We start from the raw sequence: 19,251 nt of genomic DNA on the forward strand, positions 1-19,251 counted from the left end.
ACGAAACCACGAGGCAGTGACGTGAGCTCAAACCATCGGGAAGCCATCCTGGCCGCTGCCAAACAGGCTGCGCAGGCGCATGGTTACAGCGGCTTGAATTTCCGTGATCTGGCGCAGGTCGTGGGTATCAAGAGCGCGAGTATCTATTACCACTTCCCGAGCAAGGCTGATCTGGGCGCCGCAGTTGCCCGGCGTTACTGGGAAGACACTGCCGCGACTCTGGAGGCCATGCTGGCCGAGGCGCCGGATGCGGCTGATTCGCTGCGTCACTATCCCGATATCTTTCGTCAGTCCCTCGCGAACGATAACCGCTTGTGCCTGTGCAGTTTCATGGCCGCTGAATATGACGATTTGCCGGAAGGGGTGAAGATCGAGGTTCAGGTCTATGGCGATGTCAACGTGGCATGGTTGAGCAAAGCGTTGACGACTGCAGGTCTGGTCAGCGCCGAGCAAGTCGAAGGGCGCGCGCGAGCCATTTATGCTGCTGTTTCGGGCGCGCAGTTGTTGGCGCGGAGCCGTTCAGATATCTCGCTGTTCGATGCTCTCATCGAAAGCTATCAATCCGCTGGGCTCTTGCCCGCGTAAGCAATCCCTCCTAGCCGCTGCTTCATTGAACGCTTAGGCATCGAACAATTGTCTCGTATGGGTTGACAGTAAAACGCCTTTCAGCCGATTTATCCTTTATTCGAAGACCATTAATCTGGCCTCAAGTTGAACGACGCCACTGACTGCTTACCCACTTCGATAAAGGACTTCATCATGACTAACGCCACTTACAACCGCCTGAACAAAGACGACGCTGTAGTTCTGCTGGTCGACCACCAAACTGGTTTGATCTCGCTGGTGCAGGACTTCACGCCGAACGAGTTCAAGAACAACGTGCTTGCTTTGGCTGATGTGGCCAAGTTCTTCGAACTGCCAACCATCCTGACTACCAGCTTCGAACAAGGTCCGAATGGCCCGTTGGTCCCAGAGTTGAAAGAGATGTTCCCGGACGCGCCATACATCGCTCGCCCTGGTCAGATCAACGCTTGGGACAACGAAGACTTCGTCAAGGCGATCAAGGCGACGGGCCGCAAGCAACTGATCATTGCCGGTGTGGTAACGGATGTTTGCGTAGCGTTCCCGACGCTGTCGGCACTGGCTGAAGGGTTTGATGTGTTTGTGGTGACTGACTCTTCCGGCACGTTTAATACAACCGTGCAGCAAGCCTCATGGAACCGCATGACCCAAGCGGGCGCACAGATGATGAACTGGTTCTCGGTGGCTTGTGAGCTGCAACGTGACTGGCGCAACGATATCGAAGGTTTGGGTAACCTGCTTTCCCAGCGCATCCCGAACTATCGCAACTTGATGAACAGCTACTCGGCGCTGACGGCTCGTTGATTTGAATGGTAGTGAGCAAAAGACAAAGCCCGCTTTTTAGCGGGCTTTGTGCAATTAGCTACAGTGACAATACCCCTGTAGGAGCTGCCGAAGGCTGCGATCAGTTTTACCTGACTCACCGCAAATCGCAGCCTTCGGCAGCTCCTACAAGTTATGACGTCGCATCAAGCGCGCACCGCCGTATACAGCGCTTTAATCAAATCCGACTGGGTGATGATGCCCACCAGACGCCGTTCCGCATCAATGATCGGGATGTGCCGGTGGCCGTTCTCGGAGAACACGGGCACGAGGTCGATCAACAAGCGATCGAAGCTGGCAACGCGGACGCTACGGGTCATGATTTGTCCGACGATATTGGCGGGTTGATCTTTGCGGGAGTGTCGCAGCAGTGCGCGCAGGTGCCAGCCGACGCCTTCATGGGCATCCAGATCAATCTGCTGCATGAAGTCGGCCACGGTCACAATGCCCATCAGGTGATTCTGTCTGTCGATCACCGGCAGCGCTTTAATCTTGTGTTTGCGCATCAAGGCCCAGGCTGCCCGCAGCGGCATTTCCTGCCGAGCCGAAATGGGCTGAGTACTCATCACATCGGCGCAGCGCAGTTCGCCCATCTTGCGTTGGTAAGCAGAGGCTTCGGCTTGTTCAAGCAGGGCGTGCAGGTCGTCGCGGCTGACATCCAGTACTTGGTTGTAGTGGGCGAGGGCGGCGTCCATATCTGCGTTACTGAATCGGCTGGCAGTGTTTGTGGTGGCGGGTTTCTGCACGTGCGGCCATGGTCGTCTGGTCAGGTTGTTGTAGATCAGCCCTGCGACCACCAAAAGTGCGGAGTCGATAAGCACCGGACTTAGCGCGAACTCGAATCGGTCACAGCCAATCAGCACCATCAACAAGGCCGCTGCGCCGCCGGGCGGGTGCAGGCAGCGCAAGGCGAACATCACGGCGAGTGCCAGGCTGACCGAGAGCGCGGCGGCGAGGGTCGCGTCGGGCACCCACTTTACGCAGGCAATGCCGACCAGAGTGGAAAGCGTGTTGCCGCCCAGCACCGACCAGGGTTGGGCCAACGGGCTGGATGGCAATGCAAAAACCAGTACGGCGCTTGCGCCCAGCGGTGCAACCAAGGCCACTGCGAGCAAGCTGTATTGGCTTGCCGGTGCGCCTTCAAGCCAGAATGCGGCAGCCACGGCGACCAGCAGAATGCCGAGGGCCGCGCCGCAGCAGGCACGCCATTTTTCCCGGGCATCGATAGCCTGGCGCGCTGGCCAGAGTGCCCGAAGGCGTGATGTGAGTGAAACGCGTGGCGGTGATGAAGAGGGCAGTGGAACGGGCATGGTCAATTTGAGGCCGTGTTAAAGAGACATTTCCTGCGACTGTAGTCGTCGCTTGGGCTGGGAAGAACGTTAAACCCTATAACGCTGTCATTCAATTCAGCGCGCTGCATGCTGCCACTGCAAGTCTGGATTTACCGCGATGTTATGGTGGGGCCGTTGAAGGGCTACGTTCACTCAAATGCATAACTGACAGAGGACATCATGAAGGCCCAGACAACTATTGGTATCGTCGGCGGCACCGGGTGGCTGGGGCGATCAATCGCAACCGCACTTCTGGATTCCGGCTTCCTGTCGCCAGATGCGCTGATGCTTTCCAGCCGTTCCGGGGTGTTTAGTGACCCCAAAGGCGCATTGAGCGGAGTGCGCGTCACAGCAGACAATCAGGAACTGGTACTGCAAAGCGACATCGTGATTCTTTCCGTGCGACCGGAGGATTTAGGCGCCGTGCGCATCGACGTGCAGGACAAGTTGCTGGTTTCTCTGGTTGCAGGCGTCTCGCTTGCCGACATCGGTTTGTTCACCCAAGCCCGTTGTGTCATCCGGGCGATGCCCAATGCTGCGCTTGAAATTCGCAAGTCTTACACCCCATGGCTGGCCAACGATCAGGTGGATGCGCAAAGCAAAAAATACATTCAGCAGTTGTTTGAAACCTGCGGCTCGGCAGATGAAGTCTTCAGTGAACGGGACCTGAGTTACCTCACTGCACTGACCGGCACAGGGCCTTCGTATCCTGCATTGCTCGCTCAGGCGTTGTACAACGACGCGATCAAGCACGGCCTGTCGCCAGCGATGGCGCAACGCGCCGTTATGGGGGTTGTTGTGCAGGCCAGCCAGTTGATGAGCGAAGAGCGGGGGTTCAATGAGTTACTTGAGGTCCTGCGTGAATATCGAGGTGTAAGCGCTGCGGGTATCAATGGCATGCTTGAGGGCGGGCTTGAGGCCAGCGTCAAAGCAGGTATGGCCCGGGCCTTCGAGGTTGCACAATCCAACCTGTTTGATATTCGAGCGGTTGAGGTTGATAAGGGGCAACTTCCATTAGGGCGCGTCGACTGAAGGGGAAGCGTGCGCGCAGACGATGACCTGGTGCTCGGTAGCATGTGAGCTACAACGACTGGCGCAACGATATCGAAGATTTAGGTAACCTGCTGTCCCAGCGTATCCCGAACTATCGTAACTTGATGAACAGCTACTCGGCACTGACGGCTGGTTGATTCGAGCTATGCCGAAAGACGCCCGCTGTAGCCGGCTTTTCTGCTGGGCGAACACCCCAATGTTTAGTATTGTTTGCCCGTCAGCACGGACCGGAACCCGAGAGGGGTGTTGATATCGGAGGTGAAAACCTCCCCTAGCCAGTGAGCAGGATGTGCGAGAAATTGCTAAAGATAAGGCCGATATCGAGTTTCACAGAAAGCCCCGATGCCAAAGCGTCGGGGCTTTTTGCTTTTTATATGGCCTTGTCTGCGTTACGCGTTTTCAAGTTATAGCCCCCGTCGTGCGGCTGACCTTGAGACAGCATCGTTGCCGAGCTTGCTCGCGATAGGACTAACTCGACCTTAGACCGCGTCATCGTTTATCGCGGGCAAGCCCAGCTCCCACAAAATCTACGCAAATTTCGTAGGAACGCCGCCCGGCCAGTCCTGCGAGTCGGATCAAACTTGCGGGCAAACATAAAATCTCTCTAGTTATAACGCGACTTCAATATGACCAATCAGTCACGAAAGGTTACCCATCTTCTTCGAATTTGCTGCTGAATAGCATCTAACAAGCAGCTACACTCGCGCCCATATTCCTTGCGAGTCACGCCCATGAAATTTCGTTTTCTACTCTGGATGCTGGGCCTGTTGATGGCGCGGGCCAGTCGCAATAATCCGGCGTTCCAACAGCAGCTCGCCGGTAAGGAATTGACCTTCGTGCTGCAAACGGCTGACGGCAAGGTCGCTCGGCATTTTGTGGTCAGTGGGCAGCGGGTCAGCAGTGCTTCGGGTGTTATCGCAGAGCCTGGCTTCGCCATTATCTTCAAGGACGCCGCTTACGGCTTCGCCACCCTGCAAGCCAAAAACAAGCAACTGGCTTTCATGCAGGGCATTCAGGACAAGGATATCCAGATCAAGGGCAACGCCGGTCTGGTGATGTGGTTTCAGGGCTTGATGAAGTACCTGAAACCACGCAAGAAGAAGCAGCCGGTCAAAGCTTAAGGCAGCTCCAGGCCGCCACCGGCTTTGTGCAATGCCCGCAGGTGCTCACTGAGCTGCTTGAGGTTGGCTTCGTTGGCGGCGATTTCCTTGGCGCGCTCGGGTTCGAGCAGGGCACGGACTTCTTTGTCCAGGTCGCCGGTCAGTCGTTGTAGTTGCTTCTGGCGCTGACTGCTTTCGTCTTCCAGGCGTTTCCATTCTGCAGTTTGCGGCAAGCCGTAGCCGCCGCTGTCGAGCAGTTCAGCCGGGCGACTGAGAAAGCCGCTGCTGGCGAGGATTTCCTGCAAGGTGCCGGTGGCTTTGGAGACGCTGCCGTCTTTCTGCTCGCGGGCGCTGAGGTAGCGTTGTTTGACCTCATCCTGAGCCAGCAACAATTGCCGACGCAGGCTGGCCTGTTCAAGCAGCAACATGGCCGCACTGGTGCGTAAGTCCGCTTGCGGCAGCCAGGGTTTGCGCTCTTCGGCAGACAGCGACATCCATTCTTCAACGGTGGTCTGCTTGATCGGCAGGTGCTTCCTCAGCACGTCGAACATCGCCTGATAACGGTCGCGATAGGAGTCGAAACGGTAGCCTCTACGCAGGGCTTCCTTCGGGTCGTCCAGCACGCTGGTATCGGCCAGACCACGTCCCTTCAGTACTTCAAGCAATCCATTGGGCAAGATGCTGTCCAGGTCGACCAGCTTGGGATTGTTGGTGCCGCTGCGCAGCAGTTTGAGGTTCTCCACCGCGCAGTTATTGGACAGGAAGAAGTAGCTGCCGTCGTAACTCCAGTGCATTTCAGCGGCGTGCTGTACCAGGCCTTCGATTTCCGGGCGGGACAGTTTCAGCGGTACGGAGGCGAGGCTGCGCAGTTCGGTCTTGGTGTATTCGTCGATCACCTGTGCCAGCGGCAGCACGAACAGCCGCGACGGGTAGGCGCCCATCAAACCATCCCAACTGGACAGCTGAACATCTCCAACAAAGGCGCGATAGGACAGCACCAGATGTTGGTCCAGATCGAGACGACAGTCGGGGCCACGTGGACGGCCGGGCTTGCAGATGACCAGCCGCAACATGCTGTGGCCCCAGCGGCTCATCATGTTCTGGTTGGCTTCGGCCAGCAGGTAATCCACCTCATACACCCGCTCGGGGTCGAGTTTGCCCAGTGGCTCACGGCCGAAATCGTTGCCCGCGTTCAGGTACGGATAGAAGGACGGGCACTGGTCTTTTGCCGCAGGTGCCCAGCCGAATTGTTCTTTGTAGTAGGCGTACAGCGCCGGGCGGCGGCAGACGTAGGCCGGGTCGAGCAGAAAGTACTCCATGTTGACCGCAACGAATTCCAGCGGGCTGGTGGTTTCGTAGATGTCGGGGCTGCGTGCAACCTGCCCATTGTGTTCTTCGCGATCACCGCGGCGGCCGACATATTGTGGCCAGCCTGCCAGATCCAGCAGGCGCGGGTCATCGCTCAACGTGAAGCGGCGGTCAGTCTGACCTCGGCAGTAATCAGGCAAGCCCACTTTACCCAGCGAGCTGCTGCGCCGTCCGCACTGGAAGATTATCGAGCGTTGGGCCGGTGACCACAGGCGCGCGCGGTCATAAATGTGAGTCAGCTCGTGCAGCACGGTGGCGAGCATTTCCCGGCGCACGGTGCCATGGGGGCGGTTGGTTTTTTTTGTTGCGGCGCTGCCGTCGGTCAAGCCCGCAAGCAGGTTGGTATTGAGATCGAGTCGATACGGTCCGGATGCCTGGCCATAAGCATTGGCAGGCATGTCGGCGGACCAGCGCACGTCAACACGCCGATCCAGATCCTTGACGAAGCTGGGCGGGAGGGCGCTGAGGGCTTCATCCAGTAGCGTCTGGGTAGCTTTTTGCTGCGCAGGGCTGAGGCCGCTGGTATCCAGCGACAGGCTCAAGTCAGCGAAGGCGGACGTGCCAAGCAGAGACAATGCGCCTGCCAGCAGCCAGACGCAGAGGCGCCTCACAGAGCGAGAATAGCTTCGGCGAGCACTTGATCACTTGCACCGCGGGCTTCTGGCAGGCGGGTGCGCAGCATGTCGAATGCGGCGTCGAGTTGTGCGCCGTGAATATCGCCACCGCTGGCCACGTAGCTGGCCGCGTCGTCTTTGGCCTGAACCACGATTTTGGAGTCGCGGATCGAGGTGGTGGTGTCGGACGTGAAGTCGATGGTGCGACCGAAAGCGCGCACGATGATGTTACTGGTCTGCACGACGGTCTGTGCTTGAGCGATGTCAGCCAGCAAAAACAGACCCAGTGTGGCGGCAATCAGGGGGGTACGCATGGAACGTCTCCAAGTAATGCAGAAGAGGTGAAGTGGCTATTGGACGAGGATTGCTTGCGCGAGTTCGAGGTCGCTGACACTAAGTTTTGGATCAGCCTGGCGCAGAGCTATTAGTGCTGATTCCAGACGTGCTCCCAGCAGCTCGCCGTCACTGGCGACAAAGGCCGCAGCGTCATCCTGCGCCGCAACAATCAGCTTTCTATCAAAGGGCGCTGTCGTCACTTTGCTGGTGACGTAGCCTGTTATGACCAGGGATTGCGTGGTGGTATCCAGCGCCTGGGCCGGTGCGGTCCAGAGCAGGCACGTTATCGGGGTGATGAACAGCAGCGGCAGTAAACGCATGGCTCTCTAACACTTGCAAAAACGAGCCGCAAGGCTAGCGCAATGGCCGGGCTAGAGCCAGCCCGACAGCCGGGCAAGATTGCCCAGGCTGTCGGAGCGCGACGTCAGATGGCCAGGATGGCTTGGGCCAGTTGAGCATCGGAAGCTTGCAGTTGTGGCGCGATCTGGCGAATGTGCTGGAAGGCATTTTCCAGGCGAGCACCACGGATTTCACCGGCGCTGCCGACAAACGTGGCGGCGTCATCGCGAGCTTCACGAACAATCTTGTCGTCCCTGAAGGAAGAACTGACATCGGAAGTAGCGTTGGTCGTTGAATCAACGGTGCGCACCATGGCATCTGTTGTGACAACAAAGCTAGTGGCGTTGGCGCCGGTGGCAGCAGTCAGCAGGACAGCGGCACCTAGCAGGCGAAGACGGGACATGATCGGACTCCAGTGGAACAGAAAGCGATAGTAAGAAACGCGGGCCAGCCCGGCTGTTTCGTGAAGGCCGTGACAGAACTGATCGTACGGGACTGTCCAAGCCTAGCATGGCAGCGCTGTAGACAGTGTGTCCTAGGCTCTGCGGGCAATGGCCAGCCGAGCGTCGTTGAGCCATCTGCCCAGGCTGATGACCCAGACCAGTAGGGCAATCAAACCGGTGCTGAACAGCATTCCATTGACCCCGCCATGGACGATGAGTTTGCCTGCGAGGAAGGGAAAGCCAAACACGCCCAGAAAATAAGCCAGGCTGAAGAGCAGTAACGACTGCGCTGTGAGCCCGGAAGGTGCTTCATTAGCAGCAAGCCCGTTGATGACTGAATAGTTGAGTCCATAACCGACGCCCAGCATGGCGGCCGCCAAGCCGTAGCTGATGCTGTCATGGACCCACTGTCCAAAGCCGACGACGGCAATCAGCATGATGGCGCTTAGCACGCAGGACGCCGCAAAAGGGTTGCGCTTGACCACCCAGCTCGCAATCAGCAAGCGGCAGCAGATGGCTGCACCCATGAAGCAGATGAAAAATACCGAGTAATCAAGTCCCAGGCTGGAGGCGTAGCTGGTCTGGAAGCTGCCCAGACCGCCGAAAATCGCCCCGCCAAGCCCAACCATCAGAATGGAGAAGGCCGCTCGGGAGGTTAAGACCTTGATCGCAGAGTCCAGGCCGATCTGTGCGCGATCTGCGGATGAGGCGTTCGCGTGCGTGCGTTGTCCCGTCCGCCAGAAATACAGTCCACCTGCTACCGCCATGGCCGAAGCACAGAAAAAAGCGGTCTGGATCGGCAGCCCGAAGTAACCCGCGAGTTTCCCTGCCAAAGGTCCGGAGCCTATACCGGTCAACATGCTGCCCGAGAGCAACGCAAAGCTGTGGCTGCGGCGAGCGGGTTCAACCATACCCGCGACCATAATGGGCCCCAAGGTATAAAAGACTCCCCAACCGAGGCCAAGCATCAGGGCGCAAATCATCAGCCAGGGGCCGAGGCTATCTGCAGTTGCGAATCCTAAGGAGGCTGCCGCCAGAAAACTCGCTCCCAACGCTATACAGCGCGCAGGCCCCCATTTATCGGTCAGATGCCCAGAGCCCAGCACAGCTGCAATCGTGCTGATCATCGCGACGGAAATCACCTGGCCCGCATAACGCTCATCCCCGCCGAAGGATTTGATCAGTAGCGTCAGGAGGAAGGTTGAGCCATAGGAGACCGAAAGCAGCAGGCTTGCGATGCAGAAGGCGCCAAAGCTTGAAGGCTGGCTGGGTGGAGAATGGGTCATGCGCGTATCCATGCGTGGTGGTTCTGGCTTTTTAGCACTGACGCGCATGGAGTTAGTTGGGTAAGTGGCGGAGTGAAGATCAGGGGATTTATAACAAACTGTACTTGATGATTTTAGGAATTGTGAAACTGTATCGCTCTGGCGCTAGAGCTTTGATCCCTGTCCGTAAGCGCTCACCTCAATCCAATGTCTCGAATTGGATCGCAGTTCTCATCACCAGAATGCGGCCGCCTGATTTGGAATTCTTCCTGTAGGAGTTACCGGGGTGGCGCTCCACCTTGCTCGCGATAGCGTCAGTCCAAGCGATGCATTCGTCGACCACTAGACAATCGCGTGCAAGCTCACTCCTACAGTCCAGTGTTTGCTGCGGGACGGGGGGCAAAGGAATATGGTCAGAGTTTTTGATACTCCAGAAATGACAAAACCCGTCGGCAGTTACCTGCGACGGGTCTTGTATGAAGCAATTCGGGTTGCTGGTGAGTGACCTTGGGAGGTCAGGACCAGCGTGCGCCAGTTAGCGCCAGAACGGCTTGCTCAGCTCTTCGTAACGTTGCGATTCGCTGATACCTGCGTCAGCCAGCAGACGTGCATCCAGGCGGGCCAATTGGTGGCGGCTGGACAGGCGACGTTGCCAAAGCATCAGGTTAGCGAAAGCGCGAAGAGGCCATGCAGCTTTTGCGGTTGTAGCGGTGTTTTCGTGGAAAAGGTCGGAACTGAGTGTACGTTCCATGGTGTGCATCCTTCCGCTTGTGGCGGGCTAGAGAGTGATTTAACTGGTGCCCATCTTCCTCCGAGTTGGCCAGTCTCTCTAGACACAGTTCAACTGTATTGTGCGAGTTCAGTTAACTGTTTAAAGGCACTGTTTTGTTCCTATTTGGGGCAACTGTATCGGTCTGCACGTTTTCGGTGCATTTTGTGCGCTGATTTGGTGAAAACTCTGTTTTACCCCCTTCAAAAGACCGGTACAGCAGTACAGTTTTTTCAGTATTGTCTTTTTGCATGTTGTTGCGAGGCAGAAAACTGTATTGCTGCCTCGCAACTGTTTGCCTAGATGGGCAGCATGCTGCCCGTTTCGTCCAGGCGAGCGTGCCAACTTAGTGCTTCGCGCAGTACGTGCGGGGTGTGTCCGCCTTTAAGGCAAGCGGCGGCGAAGTAGGCGTTGAGGGCGTCTCGGTAAGCGGGATGCACACAGTTGTCGATGATCACTCTGGCGCGTTCCCGGGGGGCGAGGCCACGAAGATCCGCCAGGCCTTGCTCGGTCACCAGGATGTCCACGTCATGCTCGGTATGGTCCACATGACTGACCATCGGCACGACGCTTGAAATCGCCCCGCCCTTGGCAATGGATTTGGTCACGAAGATCGCCAGGTGCGCGTTGCGGGCGAAATCCCCCGAGCCACCGATGCCGTTCATCATGCGAGTGCCGCAGACGTGGGTAGAGTTGACGTTGCCGTACAGATCGAACTCGAGGGCGGTGTTGATGCCGATGATGCCCAGGCGACGGATGATTTCCGGGTGGTTGGAGATCTCCTGAGGGCGCAGCATCAGGCGCGATTTGTAGCGCCCGAAGTCGGCATACACTTCGGCGTGTTTGCTGGCGGAAAGGGTCATGGAGCTGCCGGAGGCGAAGCTCAGTTTGCCCGCGTCGAACAGTTCGAATGTCGAGTCCTGCAGAACCTCCGAATACATGGTCATGTCATGGAAAGGCGAATCCACCAGGCCATGCATGACGGCATTGGCGATGGTGCCAATCCCGGCCTGCAACGGCATCAGCTTGTTGGTCAGCCGGTCCTCGCGCACTTCGTTTTTGAAGAACTCCACCAGGTGATTGGCGATGGCCTGGGTGTCCAAATCCGGCGGCAATACTGTTGAGGGCGAATCAGGTTGGTTGCTGATCACGATGCCGACGATTTTTGCCGGATCGATCTGTACCGCCGGGTTGCCGATGCGCGTGTCAGCTTGCAGCACTGGAATGGGCAGGCGGGTAGGGCGATAGCTCGGAATATAGACGTCGTGCAGGCCTTCCAGCTCCAACGGTTGGGCGAGGTTGATCTCGACGATAACTTCCTTGGCCAGAATCGCAAAGCTGGCAGAGTTGCCCACTGAGGTGCTGAGTACCAGATGCCCCTCTTCGGTAATCGCTACGCATTCGATGACGGCCAGATCCACGGCCTTGATCTGCCGGTTACGCAGTTGCTCGACGGTGTCGGACAGGTGGCTGTCGATGAACATCACCGAGCCATCGTTAATAGCCTTGCGCAGCGTGCTGTCGACCTGAAATGGCGAGCGACGCGACAGCACGCCGGCTTCGGTCAGTTGCTTGTCCAGGTCGTTGCCCAGGCTGGCGCCGGTCATCAGGCTGATCTTGAGCGGCGACAGCTTTGCTCGTTCGGCCAGGGCGTGGGGTACGGCTTTGGCTTCACCTGCGCGGGTAAAGCCGCTCATGCCGATGGTCATGCCGTCCTGAATCAAGGCGGCAGCGTCAGCCGCGCTCATGACCTTGTTCATTAGGGAAGGCAAGCGGATACGATCACGGTACATGGGATTCTTGTCTCGGAGGTGGAAGCGAAGTCCAAGTCTAGAGAGTTGGACTGTGTTCGTCCCGCTACCAAGGTCGCATTGGAGGCTCTAATTAGCGGGTTTCAACGCAAAACACTGTTACGCAGAATGTAAAAAGCCCCGGCGTTTTTGCGCCGGGGCCCAGGTTAAACGCGCCTGGAGACTACGCGTTGTCGACCGCCTTAACCATGTCCTCGATCACCTTTTTGGCGTCGCCGAAGACCATCATGGTTTTGTCCAGATAGAACAGTTCGTTTTCCAGGCCGGCATAACCGCTGGCCATCGAGCGCTTGTTGACGATGATGGTCTTGGCCTTGAAGGCTTCCAGAATCGGCATGCCTGCAATCGGCGATTTGGGATCGTTCTTGGCGGCCGGGTTGACCACGTCGTTCGCTCCCAACACCAGCACCACGTCCGCCTGACCAAACTCGGAGTTGATGTCTTCCATCTCGAACACTTGGTCGTAAGGCACTTCGGCCTCGGCGAGCAGGACGTTCATATGGCCTGGCATACGTCCGGCAACCGGGTGGATCGCGTACTTCACGGTGACGCCGTGGTGAGTCAGTTTCTCGGTCAGCTCTTTAAGCGCGTGCTGCGCCCGGGCAACCGCCAGACCGTAGCCCGGAACGATGATCACGGTGTCGGCGTTGGTCAGCAGGAAGGTCGCGTCGTCGGCCGAGCCGGATTTCACCGGGCGGGCCTCTTTGGCGCCTGCCGGGCCAGCAGCGTCAGTCGCGCCGCCGAAGCCGCCACCAATCACATTGAAGAACGAGCGGTTCATGGCTTTGCACATGATGTACGACAGGATCGCGCCGGAGGAACCTACCAGCGAGCCGGCAATGATCAACATCGAGTTGTTCAGGGAGAAACCGATACCGGCCGCTGCCCAGCCCGAATAGCTGTTGAGCATCGACACGACGACAGGCATGTCTGCGCCGCCAATCGGGATGATCAGCAGCACACCGATCACGAAGGCCAGAGCCAGCATAATAGCGAACGCGGCGAGGTTACCGGTGAACATGAAGAACAGGCCGAACGCCAATGTCGCCAGACCCAAGACCAGATTCAGTTTGTGCTGCCCGGCGAACTGTACCGGTGCGCCCTGGAACAGGCGGAACTTGTACTTGCCGGAGAGTTTGCCGAAAGCGATCACCGAGCCGGAGAAGGTGATTGCGCCAATGGCCGCGCCCAGGAACAGCTCCAGACGGTTACCCGCAGGGATGGCATCGCCCAGGTTCTTCACGATGTTCAGCGACTGCGGCTCAACCACTGCTGCGATAGCGATGAACACTGCTGCGAGGCCAATCATGCTGTGCATGAAAGCCACCAGCTCAGGCATCTTGGTCATTTCAACGCGCTTGGCCATGATCGACCCCGCGGTGCCGCCGACCAGCAGGCCAATCACGATGTAGCCGATGCCAGCCGTGGTGTCGGACAGGGCTGCCAGCTTGTAAACGAGGCCAATGGTGGTTACGACGGCCAGGCCCATGCCGAGCATGCCGAACAGGTTGCCGCGACGTGACGTGGTCGGGTGCGACAAACCTTTGAGAGCCTGAATAAAGCAGGCCGCCGAAACGAGGTACAACAAGGTGACGAGGTTCATGCTCATTACTTCGCTACCTCATCTTTGGCTTTCGGCGCTTTTTTCTTGAACATCTCCAGCATGCGCCGGGTGACAAGGAAGCCGCCGAACACGTTGACGGCTGCCAGAGCGACCGCAAGGGTGCCCATGGTTTTGCCCAGTGGTGTCACGGTTAGCGCGGCAGCGAGCATCGCGCCGACGATGACGATCGCCGAGATAGCGTTGGTCACCGCCATTAGCGGTGTGTGCAGGGCTGGCGTTACGTTCCAGACCACGTGATAACCGACGTAGATCGCCAGCACGAAAATGATCAGGTTGTAGATACCTGGGGAGATCAGCTCTTCCATTGTTTTATCCTCAGCCGTTCTTGCGGATGACTTGGCCGTCGCGGCACATCAGGCACGCGGCAACAATGTCGTCTTCCAGGTTGATGTGCAGCTGACCGTCCTTGTCGAACAGCAGCTTCATGAAGTCCAGCAGGTTGCGGGCGTACAGCGCCGAGGCGTCTGCGGCGACCAGCGCGGGCAGGTTGGTGTAACCCACCAGCGTGACGCCGTGCTCGACGACAACCTGATCGGCTACGGTCAGCGGGCAGTTGCCGCCTTGGGCTGCCGCCAGGTCGATTACCACCGAGCCAGGCTTCATTTCGGCGACGGTCTCTGCGCTGAGCAATACCGGCGCTTTGCGGCCAGGGATCAACGCGGTGGTGATGACGATGTCCGACTGTTTGGCGCGTTCATGCACTGCAATCGCCTGACGCTGCATCCAGCTGGCGGGCATCGGGCGGGCGTAACCACCCACACCGACGGCGCATTCACGCTCTTCATCGGTTTCGTAAGGCACGTCGATGAACTTGGCACCCAGAGATTCGATTTGCTCCTTCACCGCTGGACGCACATCGGAGGCCTCGACAACCGCACCGAGACGCTTTGCGGTAGCGATGGCTTGCAAGCCGGCCACGCCAGCGCCGAGTACCAGTACTCGCGCAGCTTTGACGGTGCCCGCAGCGGTCATCAGCATCGGCATGAAACGCGGATAGTGATGAGCGCCCAATAGCACGGCTTTATAGCCCGCAATGTTGGCCTGGGAGGACAGCACATCGAGGCTTTGCGCGCGGGAAGTGCGCGGCGCAGCTTCCAGAGCAAAACCCGTGATGCCTTGCTCGGCCATCTTGGCGATGGTTTCGCTGTTGAAGGGGTTGAGCATCCCGATAACGATCGTACCGCGCTTGATCTGCGCCAGTTCGCTGTCGTTCGGCGCGCAGACCTTGAGCAGCAGCTCGGCAGAGAGTGTTTCAGCGGCGGCACCCATTGTGGCGCCTGCTGCTTCATAAGCACTGTCCGTGACGCTGGCAGTGATACCTGCCCCACTTTGCACCGTAACCCGATGGCCTTGGGCGATCAGCTTCTTGATAGTTTCGGGGGTTGCAGCAACCCGCTTTTCACCCGACTGGGTCTCGAGAGGAACGCCAATGTGCACGTGTAATCTCCTGCGTGATCTTCTTGTTTTCTTCAATTAGGCCAGCGCACTTCAGCAAGTACGACTGGGGCTGCCGATCAGCATGATCCCGCCATTTCCGGGCGGGGCGCGGCATTTTGCAGGCGAAGTTTGGTGCCTTCAATTCATTTTGTAACGAGACGATAAATTAACTACAAGTCATCCCGTGACCAAATGTCGCAGCATTCGGCTTTGAGCCCTTAATTGCTGGGCCTTACAGGGAAAGTAGTCGAAATATCAGAAAACCCTGAATTCAGTTCTGGAATCATGGGTATGACGAGAGAATATGGCTGGGAATCAGGCAGCGTGCGGCCTAGAGGCCTTATTTTTCGTGCGGGGATAAGAAGGCGTTTATGCGACAAAAACGTATATCTGTAGGTTTTATGAGGGTATGACTACACAGCTATCAGGCCTTTCTAAAGCTTTCGTGCTCGTAAGTCCTGGCTTGCTCTACGAGCCAGTCGCGAAATGCGCCTAGTGATGCCGATTCCACTTTGCGCACCGGAATCATCAGGTAGTACGCCTTGGGGCTGGCAAGTGCGTGCGGGTTGGCGATCACCAGCCGCTGTTCTTTCAATTCTCGCTGGATAAGGAAGGGCGGGATCAGGGCGATGCCCATTTCGTGGCTGGCAGCTTGAGCGAGCATCGAAAACAGCTCATAGCGTGGGCCCGTCATGTCCCGTGCGACGTTCATCTCTAGCCCGCTGAACCATTGTCGCCAAGCGTAGGGGCGAGTGGTTTGCTGCAGCAGCGGTAATGTCGCGATTTCTGCCGGGTCAAGCTGGCTTCCTTTTCCTAACAGTGCCGGGCTGCAGACCGGTAGGGGATTTTCGCCCATCAGTCGGTGCGACTCGGTGCCTGGCCATTCCGCATCGCCAAAGTAAATAGCAGCGTCGAAATCGGTATCGGCAAACAGAAACGGGCGAGTGCGGTTGGTGAGGTTTACTGTGACGTCAGGCTGACGCTGCTGAAAATCTTTCAGGCGGGGCAATAGCCATTGGGTGCCAAAGGTTGGGACGACTGCCAGTTCTATCGCGTTGGCGCCCTGATTGCCCATGACTGACAAGGTGTCGCGCTCCACGGCATCCAGTTGCGTCGCGACACGTCTGCTGTAGGACAAGCCCGCTTCGGTCAACTTCACTCCTCGCCGAGAGCGTCTGAACAGTTCTATACCGAGGAAGGATTCCAGGCTACCGATCTGCCGGCAGATGGCGCTCTGAGTGAGGGAAAGTTCTTCAGCGGCTTTGGTGAAGCTTTCATGGCGAGCCGCTGCCTCGAAGCTGACCAGTGCGGCGGTGCTGGGGATTTTGCGGCGCATGTACGAAGTCCTCACTAATCACAGCCAGTATCGTTCTTGTTATGAGTTTCGGAGTGAGAAATTAGCACAATAGCGTGCAGATTCATCGTTTGTGAGGTTGCCGCGCCCGGTCTAGGATCAGTCCATAACTATTTCAACGATTGAGGATGGCTCATGGCTGGCAAGGCAAGCTTCAACTGGATCGATCCGCTGCTGCTGGATCAACAGCTCACCGAAGAAGAGCGCATGGTGCGTGAAAGCGCGGCGCAGTTCGCCCAGGACAAGCTCGCACCCAGAGTGCTTGAAGCCTTTCGTCATGAGCAGACCGATCCTGCGATCTTTCGTGAAATGGGTGACGTTGGTCTGCTCGGGGCGACTATTCCGGAAGAGTACGGCGGCAGCGGCCTTAATTATGTTTGCTATGGGTTGATCGCACGGGAAGTGGAGCGGATCGACTCTGGCTACCGTTCCATGATGAGTGTGCAGTCTTCTCTGGTGATGGTGCCCATCAACGAGTTCGGTACCGAGGCGCAAAAGCAGAAGTACCTGCCAAAGCTCGCGTCCGGCGAATGGATTGGCTGCTTTGGTCTGACGGAGCCTAATCACGGGTCTGACCCTGGTGCGATGATTACCCGGGCAAAGAAAGTCGACGGCGGCTACAGGCTTTCAGGCAGCAAGATGTGGATTACTAACAGTCCGATCGCTGATGTGTTCGTGGTCTGGGGCAAGGACGACGAAGGAGACATTCGCGGCTTTGTGCTTGAGAAGGGTTGGGCCGGGCTGAGCGCTCCGGCAATTCATGGCAAGGTCGGTTTGCGCGCCTCCATCACGGGCGAGATCGTCATGGATAACGTCTTTGTGCCTGACGAAAATATCTTCCCTGATGTGCGAGGTCTTAAAGGTCCTTTTACCTGTCTTAACTCAGCCCGTTATGGCATCTCATGGGGCGCTTTGGGTGCCGCCGAATTCTGCTGGCATACCGCTCGGCAATACACCCTGGATCGGCAGCAGTTCGGGCGTCCATTGGCGGCCAATCAGTTGATCCAGAAAAAGCTGGCCGACATGCAGACCGAGATCACCCTGGCGCTGCAAGGTTGTCTGCGCCTGGGGCGAATGAAGGATGAAGGAACGGCAGCAGTTGAAATCACTTCGATCATGAAGCGTAACTCCTGCGGCAAGTCCCTGGACATCGCCCGTATGGCTCGCGACATGCTAGGCGGTAACGGTATCTCTGACGAGTTCGGCATTGCCCGGCATCTGGTTAACCTTGAGGTGGTGAACACCTATGAAGGGACTCATGACGTGCATGCGCTGATTCTCGGCCGTGCGCAGACCGGCATTCAGGCCTTCTTTTAAGGAGGCTGACAATGGGGGCGCTATCGCATATCCGTGTTCTGGATTTGTCTCGGGTGTTGGCCGGGCCTTGGGCGGGGCAGATCCTGGCCGACCTGGGTGCTGAGGTCATCAAGGTCGAGCGGCCGGGCAGTGGTGATGACACTCGCGCATGGGGGCCTCCCTTTCTGAAGGATGCTCAGGGCGAGAGCACCAGTGAGGCTGCTTATTACCTGTCGGCTAATCGCAACAAGCAGTCAGTCACCATCGACTTCACTATGCCCGAAGGGCAGAAGCTGGTCAGGGAGCTGGCAGCAAAGTCCGACATCGTGATTGAGAACTTCAAGGTCGGAGGTCTGGCTGCCTATGGTCTGGACTACGCTTCTTTGAGCGCAATCAATCTTGGGTTGATCTATTGCTCAATAACCGGATTCGGGCAAACCGGTCCTTATGCCAAGCGCGCCGGGTATGACTTCATGATTCAGGGGTTGGGCGGGTTGATGAGCCTGACCGGGCGTGCGGATGATCAGGAGGGGGCGGGTCCTGTAAAGGTGGGTGTCGCACTGACGGACGTTATGACCGGGGTTTATTCCAGCACGGCGATCCTGGCCGCTTTGGCGCACCGTGATCAGAGCGGGCTTGGTCAGCATATCGATATGGCGTTGCTGGATGTGCAGGTGGCCTGTCTTGCGAATCAGGCGTTGAACTACCTGACTACCGGCATTGCTCCTACCCGGTTGGGGAATGCGCATCCGAACATCGTTCCTTACCAGGACTTTCCCACGGCTGATGGCGACTTCATCCTTACGGTGGGTAATGACGGCCAGTTCAGGAAATTTGCCGAAGTGGCCGGACAGGCGCAGTGGGCTGACGATCCAAGATTCCTGACTAATAAGCTGCGGGTCGCTAACAGGGCAGAGCTGATCCCTCTGATTCGTCAGGCGACTGTGTTCAAGACCACTGCGCAGTGGGTGAGCGAGCTTGAAGCGGCGGGTGTGCCTTGCGGGCCTATCAATGATTTGGCTCAGGTGTTCGATGATCCGCATGTGCGGGCGCGAGGGCTGGTAACGAGTCTGCCTCATGCGTTAGCCGGGAGTGTGCCGCAGGTGGCCAGTCCCATACGCTTGTCTGCGACCCCGGTTGAGTATCGGCATGCGCCTCCTTTGTTGGGTGAGCATACTGGCGAGGTACTTGAGCGGGTGCTGGGGTTGCCCACGGCGGAGGTGGCCAGGCTGAGGCAGGGTGGCGTGCTTTAGTGCTTCTATATATAGGCTCTCTATATAGAAGAGAGAGGTGTTTTAAGGTTTTTCATTAAAAGGTGAAAATTAGGGGTTGACGGCCTCTCGAATCTCTCTATAATTCGCACCTCTTCTGGCGCAGACAGAACGAAAAACTCCTTGTTAATCAATGAGTTGGACGATTCGGTTGGCATAGAAGAGGCTTCGATGAGGTTGATCGAAAGCGGTGAAAAAAGGCAGTTGACAGCAGGTTGTAACGCTGTAGAATTCGCCTCCCGCTAACGAGCAACGTGATGTTGATCGAAGCGCAAGTGGTTGAAGTTGATAAGGAAACTTTGAAAACTTCTTAAAATAACCGCTTGACAGATACAGAGGCTGCTGTAGAATGCGCGCCTCGGTTGAGACGAAAGATCTTAACCAACCGCTCTTTAACAATTGAATCAAGCAATTCGTGTGGGTGCTTGCGCTGTCA

The 19,251-nt window shown here is 57.4% G+C and carries 18 protein-coding genes; 6 read left to right on the forward strand and 12 right to left on the reverse strand.

Annotated features, from left to right (window positions below; genetic code table 11):
* Positions 1-21: 21 nt before the first annotated feature.
* Positions 22-585: a TetR/AcrR family transcriptional regulator gene (locus tag KDX30_RS03230; RefSeq protein WP_231674942.1), complete on the forward strand. Its 564-nt coding sequence runs from the start codon at positions 22-24 to the stop codon at positions 583-585.
* A gap of 174 nt (positions 586-759) precedes the next feature.
* Complete coding sequence (gene ycaC, locus KDX30_RS03235) at positions 760-1,386, forward strand: isochorismate family cysteine hydrolase YcaC (RefSeq protein ID WP_027901532.1); 627 nt, start codon at positions 760-762, stop codon at positions 1,384-1,386.
* Between the two features lie 164 nt (positions 1,387-1,550).
* Here ycaC and KDX30_RS03240 read toward each other — a convergent pair whose 3' ends face one another.
* Positions 1,551-2,714, reverse strand: coding sequence for an HPP family protein (locus tag KDX30_RS03240; protein ID WP_231674943.1), 1,164 nt, complete (start codon positions 2,712-2,714; stop codon positions 1,551-1,553).
* 201 nt (positions 2,715-2,915) lie between these two features.
* Here KDX30_RS03240 and KDX30_RS03245 point away from each other — a divergent pair, with 201 nt between their 5' ends.
* Together KDX30_RS03245 and KDX30_RS03250 are read left to right on the forward strand one after the other, a co-directional pair.
* Entirely contained in the window at positions 2,916-3,767 is an 852-nt protein-coding gene (locus KDX30_RS03245; protein WP_231674944.1) for a pyrroline-5-carboxylate reductase family protein, read from the forward strand.
* 752 nt (positions 3,768-4,519) lie between these two features.
* Positions 4,520-4,909 carry an SCP2 sterol-binding domain-containing protein gene (locus tag KDX30_RS03250; protein ID WP_122708638.1) on the forward strand — a complete coding sequence of 130 codons (390 nt, stop codon included), beginning with the start codon at positions 4,520-4,522 and terminating at the stop codon, positions 4,907-4,909.
* Here KDX30_RS03250 and KDX30_RS03255 read toward each other — a convergent pair.
* From KDX30_RS03255 to KDX30_RS03305, 11 genes are all read right to left on the reverse strand, one after another.
* Positions 4,906-6,867, reverse strand: coding sequence for a DUF7844 domain-containing protein (locus KDX30_RS03255; protein WP_231674945.1), 1,962 nt, complete (start codon positions 6,865-6,867; stop codon positions 4,906-4,908). The two genes, KDX30_RS03250 and KDX30_RS03255, sit on opposite strands and share 4 nt — an antisense overlap.
* Positions 6,864-7,184, reverse strand: coding sequence for a DUF2388 domain-containing protein (locus tag KDX30_RS03260; RefSeq protein ID WP_099270083.1), 321 nt, complete (start codon positions 7,182-7,184; stop codon positions 6,864-6,866). Before KDX30_RS03260 ends, KDX30_RS03255 begins: the two co-directional genes overlap by 4 nt.
* A gap of 36 nt (positions 7,185-7,220) precedes the next feature.
* A complete protein-coding gene (locus KDX30_RS03265) occupies positions 7,221-7,526 on the reverse strand; it encodes a DUF2388 domain-containing protein (protein ID WP_231672796.1) in 306 nt (101 codons plus the stop codon).
* A gap of 104 nt (positions 7,527-7,630) precedes the next feature.
* A complete protein-coding gene (locus tag KDX30_RS03270) occupies positions 7,631-7,948 on the reverse strand; it encodes a DUF2388 domain-containing protein (protein WP_027899871.1) in 318 nt (105 codons plus the stop codon).
* A 132-nt stretch (positions 7,949-8,080) separates the two neighbouring features.
* A complete protein-coding gene (locus KDX30_RS03275) occupies positions 8,081-9,274 on the reverse strand; it encodes an MFS transporter (RefSeq protein ID WP_231674946.1) in 1,194 nt (397 codons plus the stop codon).
* Positions 9,275-9,788: 514 nt separating this feature from the next.
* On the reverse strand, positions 9,789-10,004 hold the full coding sequence (locus tag KDX30_RS03280) for a DUF1127 domain-containing protein (RefSeq protein WP_027899874.1): 216 nt from the start codon (positions 10,002-10,004) through the stop codon (positions 9,789-9,791).
* A 317-nt stretch (positions 10,005-10,321) separates the two neighbouring features.
* On the reverse strand, positions 10,322-11,815 hold the full coding sequence (locus KDX30_RS03285) for an acetyl-CoA hydrolase/transferase family protein (protein WP_231674947.1): 1,494 nt from the start codon (positions 11,813-11,815) through the stop codon (positions 10,322-10,324).
* Positions 11,816-11,996: 181 nt separating this feature from the next.
* The gene (locus KDX30_RS03290; RefSeq protein ID WP_231674948.1) at positions 11,997-13,442 is read right to left on the reverse strand and encodes an NAD(P)(+) transhydrogenase (Re/Si-specific) subunit beta; all 1,446 of its coding nucleotides are present in this window, start codon (positions 13,440-13,442) and stop codon (positions 11,997-11,999) included.
* Complete coding sequence (locus tag KDX30_RS03295; protein ID WP_027899877.1) at positions 13,442-13,762, reverse strand: NAD(P) transhydrogenase subunit alpha; 321 nt, start codon at positions 13,760-13,762, stop codon at positions 13,442-13,444. The genes KDX30_RS03290 and KDX30_RS03295 overlap by 1 nt, the downstream gene beginning before the upstream one ends.
* A gap of 10 nt (positions 13,763-13,772) precedes the next feature.
* Entirely contained in the window at positions 13,773-14,894 is a 1,122-nt protein-coding gene (locus KDX30_RS03300) for a Re/Si-specific NAD(P)(+) transhydrogenase subunit alpha (protein WP_231674949.1), read from the reverse strand.
* A gap of 424 nt (positions 14,895-15,318) precedes the next feature.
* Positions 15,319-16,230, reverse strand: a complete 912-nt coding sequence (locus KDX30_RS03305) for a LysR family transcriptional regulator (protein WP_231674950.1) — start codon at positions 16,228-16,230, stop codon at positions 15,319-15,321.
* Between the two features lie 153 nt (positions 16,231-16,383).
* Here KDX30_RS03305 and KDX30_RS03310 point away from each other — a divergent pair, with 153 nt between their 5' ends.
* Both KDX30_RS03310 and KDX30_RS03315 read left to right on the forward strand, forming a co-directional pair.
* Positions 16,384-17,565 (forward strand): acyl-CoA dehydrogenase, encoded by a 1,182-nt coding sequence (locus tag KDX30_RS03310; protein WP_231674951.1) that lies wholly within the window; start codon positions 16,384-16,386, stop codon positions 17,563-17,565.
* Between the two features lie 11 nt (positions 17,566-17,576).
* Positions 17,577-18,797 carry a CaiB/BaiF CoA transferase family protein gene (locus KDX30_RS03315; protein WP_231674952.1) on the forward strand — a complete coding sequence of 407 codons (1,221 nt, stop codon included), beginning with the start codon at positions 17,577-17,579 and terminating at the stop codon, positions 18,795-18,797.
* The last annotated feature ends 454 nt before the right edge of the window (positions 18,798-19,251 follow it).

This window comes from Pseudomonas quasicaspiana, assembly GCF_021147825.1.
GTDB lineage: Bacteria > Pseudomonadota > Gammaproteobacteria > Pseudomonadales > Pseudomonadaceae > Aquipseudomonas > Aquipseudomonas quasicaspiana.